At 74.9% G+C, this 7,055-nt stretch carries 5 protein-coding genes; all 5 read right to left on the reverse strand.

Annotated features, from left to right (window positions below; genetic code table 11):
- Positions 1-131 precede the first annotated feature (131 nt).
- Positions 132-1,523: a hypothetical protein gene (locus HGB44_RS30835; protein ID WP_061080463.1), complete on the reverse strand. Its 1,392-nt coding sequence runs from the start codon at positions 1,521-1,523 to the stop codon at positions 132-134.
- A 132-nt stretch (positions 1,524-1,655) separates the two neighbouring features.
- Positions 1,656-2,897 (reverse strand): tyrosine-type recombinase/integrase, encoded by a 1,242-nt coding sequence (locus HGB44_RS30840; RefSeq protein WP_061080462.1) that lies wholly within the window; start codon positions 2,895-2,897, stop codon positions 1,656-1,658.
- Positions 2,898-2,968: 71 nt separating this feature from the next.
- Positions 2,969-3,475, reverse strand: coding sequence for a hypothetical protein (locus HGB44_RS30845; RefSeq protein ID WP_061080461.1), 507 nt, complete (start codon positions 3,473-3,475; stop codon positions 2,969-2,971).
- A gap of 56 nt (positions 3,476-3,531) precedes the next feature.
- Complete coding sequence (locus HGB44_RS30850) at positions 3,532-3,852, reverse strand: hypothetical protein (protein WP_061080482.1); 321 nt, start codon at positions 3,850-3,852, stop codon at positions 3,532-3,534.
- Positions 3,853-4,154: 302 nt separating this feature from the next.
- On the reverse strand, positions 4,155-7,055 hold a 2,901-nt coding region (locus HGB44_RS30855; protein ID WP_168444221.1), incomplete at its 5' end, for a TM0106 family RecB-like putative nuclease.

A 7,055-nucleotide genomic window follows, 5' to 3' on the forward strand; every position in this document is an offset into this window, starting at 1 on the left:
TGACGCTACTGTGCGTGATGATGCCTGTGCAAGGAGTCGGGGTTTCGGTCACCGTGACTTTCGGTGAGGGGAACGCGCCCAATCCGGGGTCTCAGTACACCTGTCCGCCCCGCGGGTGGGCGGCGGGCGCGTCAGCGCCAGGCGGGGCCCCAGCCCGAGCTGTTGGACACCCCGGGGGGCAGGGGCGGCAGGATGCCGTTGCCGCCGGTGGGTTCGGCGGGAGGCCGGGGTGCGCGGGGCGGTTCGGGGCGCTGCGGGCGCGCGGAGGGCTGGGCGGGGGCGCTCGGGGGTTGGGGCCGGGCCGGTTCGGTGCGGGGTGCGCTCTGCGGCTCGGGCTGCGCGGTCACGGGGGGCTCGGGTGCGGGGGGCTCCTCGGGAAGGAAACCGCGGACCCGGACGGGTTCGGCCTCCTCGGCGCCGAGGACGACCGGTTCGGGCAGCGGCGGGTGCTGGTCCTCGTCGGTGCTGGGAATGGCCGGTTCGGCCGGGGCGACGCGCTTCCACCACAGCGCGGCCTCCTCGGAGGGGAGTTCGGCCTCCACCTCCAGCCAGCCGCGCACCTGGGGGTGGCGCCTTGCGGCGTTCCAGGAGCGGGGGTAGGGCTGCTCGTCCAGGACGACCAGGTGTTCGCCCTCCAGGGTGGGGATCTCGGCGGGCAGGCCCTCGTTCCACACCCAGGTGCCGTCGTGGGCGACCAGGTTCCACCAGCCGCGCACGGTCTGGGCGGCGGGGTCGGGGGCGCTGTCGCGGAAGGCGGCGACCCAGCGCGGGTCGGGCGGGTCCCCGGGCAGGCCCTGGCGCTGGGGGCCGATGAGGGCGTCGGCGAGCAGGGTGTGCAGTTGGGAGTTGTCGCCGATGCCCTCGAAGCGCACGCGGAAGGCGCGCTGGGAGGCGCGGTCCAGGACCAGGGCGCCGGTGGCCTCGGCCATGCGCAGCAGGTCGCGGACCTGGTCGAACTCGGGGAGCAGGTCGCCGAGCTGGTTGGCGATGGCCAGGAGTTCGGCGTGCAGGGCGGGGTCGCGGCGGATGTGGGCGCGCACCGCGGCCTCGCTGAGCATGGTCCTGGCGGCCAGGCCGTGGCGGCGGATGGTCCACCAGCACATGGTGGCGCCGGGGGCGTCGTTTCCCAGGTCGGCGGCCACGCGGGCCTCGGCGTCGGCGGTGACCGCCTCGGGGTCGGGCGGGGCGTCGGCGCCGGTGCGCTCCCAGGCGCGGACGAAGACGATGGCGCCCCGGCCCATGGTGCGCAGGCGGCGCAGGACCTCCACGCCGGTGGGGCCGGGGTCGGTGCCCATCTCGACCAGGGCTCCGGCGACCACGGAGAGGTCGGCGATGATGCCGGGGGCGGCGTGGTCTCCCGAGAGGAGGGGGGTCAGGGCCTCCAGGGCGAGTTCGCGTTCGGAGGCGGGGATCTGGGAGGCCAGGACGTAGACCTTGTGGACGGCTGGGGGGAAGTGTTGGGGGTCGGTGGCGACGGAGGCGTCGATCAGTTCTTGGAACGCCGCGCGAAACTCGTCGACCATGGGCCCGTCCCCTTTCTCACGGAACCAACCTAATGTCTCATCAGGGAAGGATCGCACTTTAACTGGTGATTTCGAGTACTACTGGTGGGTTTGTTGGCAAGCTGAGATGCCCTGGGGGCTGCTGGTACGGGCTCACAGGCCCAGCCGGGTGACGGCGTTGTCCTCCAGCGGGTTGGCGGTGCGGATGTAGTCGTGGACCGTGCGCGGGTTGGTCCAGCGGCCCTGGCGCATGATCTCGCGGTCGCTGGCCCCGCCCAGCGCGGCCTGGGTGGCGAAGCCCGCCCGCAGGGAGTGCCCGCCGAAGTCGTCGGGGTCCAGCCCGGCGCGGCGGGCGTAGCGTTTGACCAGCTCCCCCACGGCCCGGCCCGACATCGGACGCGTTCCGATGTGGCCGTGGCGGTCCACGGCGGGCAGCAGGGGGCGCTCGGAGCCGTCGGCCAGGTCCGTGCCCGACCAGCCCTGGCACAGGTGGGCCAGCCCCTCCTCGGGGCGGGCGCGGCCCAGCAGGGCGGCCACCGCCTCCTCACCGCCCGTGCGGTGGGCCTGGAGCAGGGCGGCCCAGTCGGCGTAGGCGCACACCGGGCAGGTGTGGCGGTGCCGTCCCCGGGGTAGGGCGACCCGCTGGCCGTGGCGGCCCTCCTGGTCGGTCTTGGTCGCGCCCAGCCCCACCACCAGGGCGGGGGTGCCGGTGGCGGGGTCGGTGTGCAGGGTCAGGTCGTCGAAGGTCAGCGCGGCCAGCTCGCTGCGGCGCAGGGCCCCGCCGAACCCGGCCAGCAGCAGCAGGGTGTCGCGTCTGCGGGCCACCCCGTGGGGGTGCTCGGGGCCCGGGCGCACCGACAGCAGTGCCTCCAGGACGGGCAGGACGACCGGTTCCTTGCGGCGCGGACGGGCGCGGCGGGTGCGGCGGATACCGCGCAGGGTCATGCGCACGACCTCGGCGCGGGTGGGCGAGTCCAGGCCGTGGGCGCCGTGGACGGCGGCGATGGCGGCGGCGCGCCGTTCGATGCTGGAGGGGGCCAGGGCCCAGCCGGTGTCGTCGGGGGTGCGCTCCTGGGCGCAGGCGGCCAGGTACACGGCCACGTCCACCGGGTCGGCGGGCAGGGACTGGCGTTCCTGGACCAGGCACCAGGCGGTGAAGGAGGTCCAGTCCGCGCGGTAGGCGCGCAGGGTGTTGGGCGACTGGGCGCTGGCCAGGTAGCGGCCCAGGGTCTGGGCCTGTTCGGTGTCGAAGCGCTCGCGGACCCGGGCCAGCGCGCGGGTGTCGACCAGGACGCTGGGGGTGGCCTGTTCCAGGCGGGCGCGCACGGCCCCGGGCAGGGCGATCTCGTGGGCGGCCGTGGGGTCGGGGGTGGGCTGGGGTGTGTTCACGGTCATCCATGATGGCCCAGGGCCCTGCGCGAAGGCGGGAGGCGGCGCGGGCGCCCGGGTGCGGTCGGGGCGGGGTGTCAGCCAAACAGGTGGGTGCGCAGGGCGTCCCACAGTTCGGCCGGGGGCATGACCCACAGCAGGGGCAGGGCCGAGACGACCAGGGCCGCGGTGAACCCGATCGCGGCGATCCTGCGCCGCAGGACCAGGGCGGTCACGGCCGAGACCGCCGGGACGACCAGGGCCAGGACCAGGACCCAGACCAGGGCGTTGCCCACCGGTTCCAGGCTCTCGGGGGCCACCGGGGCCTCGGGGGCGGCGTAGACCACCGATTCCTGCAGGTCCATGAACACGAACAGCAGGTTGGCCAGGGCCAGCGGGGTGCCCAGCAGCCACACCAGGGTCAGCACCACCCACAGGGCGGTGATCCTGCGGTCGGGCGGGTCGGCGACGACCACCGGGGTGCGGCTGACACCTCCCGTCCGCGGGAGCGGCCCGGGGTCCGGTTCGCTCTTCTCCTGGGGAGGAGCGGTCGGGGCGGTGTCGGGGCGCTGGGCCTTGCGGCGCTTGCGTTTCTTGGGTGACACGTCGGTAGCTTACCGCCGGTACGGGCGGGGGGCGGGCCCCGGCGGGCGGGGGGCGCTCACAGCGCCTGGGCCAGGTGGATGGCCACGACGAAGACCACCGGCCAGGCCAGCAGGGCCAGTGACCACAGGGCGGCCCTGCGGTCCCCGGCGACGGTGGCCACGGCGGCGGCCAGCAGGGGGATGCCCACGGCGGCGCCGAAGGCCAGGGTGAACCACTCGGCCGCGGAGTCGGCGTGGGCCTGGACGCTGAGTCCCCGGAGGTAGCCGGCCGGCCCCAGCACCAGGCACAGCAGGGCCAACAGGGCGATGACGACGCGGATGCCGGTGGGGTGGCGGGTGTTGCGGCCGTTGCCGGGAGCGGAGGGGCGGTCAGACACGGGGGCCGTGGTGCCTTTCGAGAACGGGTGGCGGTCCAGGGCGGGCGGGGGCACGCCCGCAGCGGGGTGCGGGTGGTGGTTCTTGCCGTCAGAACACGCGTGGCACCGCCCCTGACGTGTGACGCCCGGGGCGGGTGCGGTGCTGTGTAAAACGTACTCCACCCAAGGGGTGTCCGAAACCGCGGGGCGGGAGGCGGGGCGGGGCCGTCCCCGTCGCCGTACCGGCCCTGACCTGGGCGCGGCGGGGCGTCTGGGCGGGGGCGGCGGGCGGGGGTGAGCACGGTCGCAGCGCCGGGGCGCGTTCAGCGCGCGGAGGGCCAGGGTCGGGCGCCCTCGGTCAGGCGGGTGAAGGAGGACAGCAGGCGCAGCTCGTCGATGCTGCGCGGGGCGGTGGTGAGCAGGTCGGGTGAGAAGACCACCGCCGCGACCAGCTGGGCGCGTGACAGGGCCACGTTGAGGCGGTTGCGGTCCAGGACGAAGGCGGTGCCGCGGCTGGCCTCGGCGGCGTTGGAGGTGGTCATCGAGCAGATGACGGCGGTGGCCTCCTGGCCCTGGAACTTGTCCACCGTGCCCACGCGTACCCCCTCCAGGGCGGGGTGGGTGCGGGCGGCCTGGGCCAGGGCGCGGCGCAGGGCGCGCACCTGGAGGTTGTAGGGGGCCACCACGAGGATGTCGTGTCCGGTCAGGGGGCGCGGGTGCGCTTCGGCGGTGCCGGTGACCTTGTCGGTGACCAGGTGGGTGGCCACCTCCACCACCGCCTCGACCTCCTCGGGGCTGTGGGTGGTGCGGCCCTGGTGGGGGGTGGGCAGGGTGTACACGCCCGGCGCCAGGGTGGCCAGGGAGCGCTCGGCGGTGCTGGGGTGGGCGTGCAGGCGCCCCTGGTAGGACAGGGCGGAGACGGTGGCGCACACGGCCGGGTGCATGCGGCGGGTCTGGTCCAGGAAGTAGCCGCGTGAGGGGTCGATGATCTGGCGTCCGGCCATGAGGTGTTGCAGGGCGGAGGCGTCGGCGCCCTCGCCGTGGGTGCCCTGGACGACCTGGGGCAGCTGCTGGGGGTCGCCCAGCAGGACGAGGTTGCGGGCGGCCGCCGAGACGGCGAGGGTGTCGGCCAGCGCGAACTGTCCGGCCTCGTCGATGATGAGCACGTCCAGGGGGTCGGCGAGCATGGCGGCGTTGGACATGGCCCAGGCGGTGCCGCCGATGAGGACGGGGTGGCCCTGGGCGGTGTGTTTGTCGCGCCAACTGGCCAGTGCCTGGGGGCTGGAGGGCTGTTCCCAGGGCGGGTCCTCGGCGGCGTCCTTGCCGCGGCCCTTGGCGCGTTTGGCGGCGGCCACCTCCACTCCGGCGGCCTCGGCGGCGCGCAGGGCGGCGGTCATGACGTTCTCCACGGCCTTGTGGCCGGTGGAGCACACGCCCACGCTCCTGCCCTGGCGGGCCAGGTGGGTGATGAGCTGGGCGGCCAGGTAGGTCTTGCCGGCGCCGGGCGGGCCCTGCACGGCGAGGTAGGAGCCCTCCAGGCGGTCCACGGCGGCGATGGTGGTGGCGATGAGGTCGCCGTCGTGGTCGGCGGGATCGGGCAGCGGGCCGGGGGCGCTCAGGCGCGGCGGGATGCGGCGCAGCACGTCCAGGCCGGGGTGGTGGGGCCAGGCGGGCAGGGTGTCCAGGGCGGTGCGGGCCACCGTCTCCAGGGCGCCGTCCTTGGGGGCGGGGTTGACCGGGGAGCCGGGCAGGACGGCGACGGGGGGCCGGGAGTAGGTGGAGTCGGGGTCGCAGGTCTCGGCGATGGCCAGGGTGTCGGCGTCGGCCTCGGTGACCTTGGCCTGGGTGGTGGTGGCGGCCTGCCCGGGGGCGCCGGGGTAGAGCAGGTGCACGTCCTGGCCGGTGGTGAAGGGGTGGGGGTGGGCGGTGTCCAGGCGCAGGGACAGTTCGCGGCGGGACTTGCGTTGGCGGCCGCTGGGTTCGATCCACTCCCCCGCGCGCACCTGCCAGGGCACGGCGCAGTCGGTGTCGGACTCCAGGTCGGTCAGGGGGGCGCTGGTGCGCCGGTAGTGCTCGCGCCAGGGGGGCAGGTTCTCGCGCTGGTAGTAGCCGACCAGGGCGGCCAGTTGGGCGCGGGTGTGGTGGTCGGGTTCGCGGTCCTGGGCCTGGGCGGGGACCTGGTCGAGCAGGGGGCCGGTGAGGGCGGCGTGGCGGGCGGCCTTCTCCTCGCGTTTGCGGGCGCGTTCGGCCTCGGCCTCGGTGAGTTCGAGCTGGACCAGGGGCCGGTCGGTGATGCCCTGGTGGGTGCGGTGGTCCTCCAGCCAGTCGCGCAGGCGCGCGGTGGAGTGGCAGTCGTCGCGGTTGTAGGCGGCGATGTCGGCCAGGACCTGCGCGGCCTGGTCGGGGCGTTCGGCCTCGGTGGCGGCCAGGTAGGCGGCGTAGGCGTCGATGCTGGAGGTGGCGGTGGTGACGCCGCCGGAGCGGGCGGAGGGCAGGTAGAGGGGTTCGAGGTACTTGATGGAGTAGGAGCGCTGGGACACGCGCAGGCTCTTGCGCACGACGGTGTACAGGTCCACCAGGCGGTTCTCGCGCAGGAGCCGGTTGACCTCCTCCTCGCGGGTGGCGAACTCCGAGCTCAGGTGTTTGAGGCGGTCCACCTCGTAGGAGGCGTAGTGGTAGACGTGGGCGCCGGGGTCGGCGTCCACGCGGGCGGTGGCGAAGTCGACGAAGTCCTCCAGGGCCTTCTTCTCCTGGGCGCGGTCGTGGGCCCAGAAGGCGTGGAAGGTCTCGTTGCCGTGTTCGTCCTCGGTGGTGGCGCCGAAGAGGTACTCCAGGCCGCGTTCGCCCTCGCGGGAGTGGTAGGGGTAGCCCTCCATGTCGAAGAAGACGTCGCCGGGGCTGGGGGCGGGCAGGCTGGCCAGGCCGTCGGGGGCGAAGACCTCGGCGGTGACGGTGCCCTGGGGGTTGGCGGGGGTGCGGGTGTGGTCCTGGCGTACCTGGAGGGCGGCCTGGGCGCGCAGCTGGTCGAAGGAGCGGCGGGGCAGGGTGGCGGGGCGCTCGTCGTCGCCGGCCCGGGCGAGGGCGTCGATGGTGTCGAGGCCGGCGTCGGTGAGTTTGGCGGCCTGGTCGGTGCGCAGTCCGGCGACCAGGGACAGGTGGCGGGCGGCGGTGCGCCCCTGGGAGCACCAGGTCTGGTAGCCGCAGCCCTCGCAGGCGGGGCGGGG

It is taken from the genome of Nocardiopsis alborubida (assembly GCF_012396365.1).
In the GTDB taxonomy this organism is placed as follows: Bacteria; Actinomycetota; Actinomycetes; order Streptosporangiales; family Streptosporangiaceae; genus Nocardiopsis; species Nocardiopsis alborubida.

What these genes read in the sequence shown, in the direction of transcription:
- HGB44_RS30835 (WP_061080463.1), bottom strand. Translation starts at nt 1,523, where the DNA reads ATGGTCGACGAGTTTCGCGCGGCGTTCCAAGAACTGATCGACGCCTCC.
- HGB44_RS30840 (WP_061080462.1), bottom strand. Translation starts at nt 2,897, where the DNA reads ATGACCGTGAACACACCCCAGCCCACCCCCGACCCCACGGCCGCCCAC.